This window comes from Mesotoga sp. HF07.pep.5.2.highcov (assembly GCF_003666285.1).
Lineage (GTDB): Bacteria > Thermotogota > Thermotogae > Petrotogales > Kosmotogaceae > Mesotoga > Mesotoga prima.
In genome coordinates, this window is sequence record NZ_JFHJ01000103.1 from 1 (window position 1) to 778 (window position 778).

The window sequence follows — 778 nt, forward strand, 5'->3', positions numbered from 1 at the left end:
CTGAATACAAGTCGAGCGAATCATGTCATTCATATTAGAGATATCTTTCTTCAAGACCTAGGGAAAGTGCCATAATATCTTCATCGTCGGGCCAACCAAAGGTTGCACGCCCCTTTATTTGTTGAGTTTTTTGAGATACAATGGGACTTATGGACAGGATCTTCATTGTAGTTTATTTCATATTGACTTTCATACTTATTGTACTTTCAAAGAGACGGAGGGTACTGATCGCCTTTACCGCAGGTATGATGCTTGTGGCCCTCAAGGTCTCCGAGAGTATGAGAATCGAAACAATTTCCCAGTTCGTGGACTTCAACGCCATATTTCTTCTAATAGGAATGATGGTTATTGTTGCTGTAATTAAATCGACGGGATTCTTTCAGTATGTGGCAGTCAGGACTTTGAAGGCGACAAAAGGTAACATCCTTTTACTATCGGTGCTATTTTCCGCTCTTATAGCGGCCTTTTCAATGGTTTTGGACAATGTGACTACGATGATCATGTTCATGCCCATCATTTTCTTTGTCGCAGATACTGCAGGATTCAATCCTTTTGGATTCACGGCTGTTATGATTCTCGCTTCAAATATCGGGGGGTGTATGACCCTTGTTGGCGACCCTCCAAACATTATCATAGGTAACGCATCGAAGATTCCATTCTTGACCTTCACCAGTCTTGTGTTTATTCCGCTTGTACTGACATATATAGTTCTAATGCTAATCTCGCGATTCAAAATTCTAAGGGGTCTCTCATCTATTTCGGACAAGAAAGATGAGAT

At 41.0% G+C, this 778-nt stretch carries 1 protein-coding gene; it reads left to right on the forward strand.

The window, feature by feature from the left end:
- Nucleotides 1-140: 140 nt before the first annotated feature.
- Nucleotides 141-778 (forward strand): SLC13 family permease (locus BG32_RS01780; RefSeq protein ID WP_183084262.1); only part of this gene is annotated, 638 nt, incomplete at its 3' end.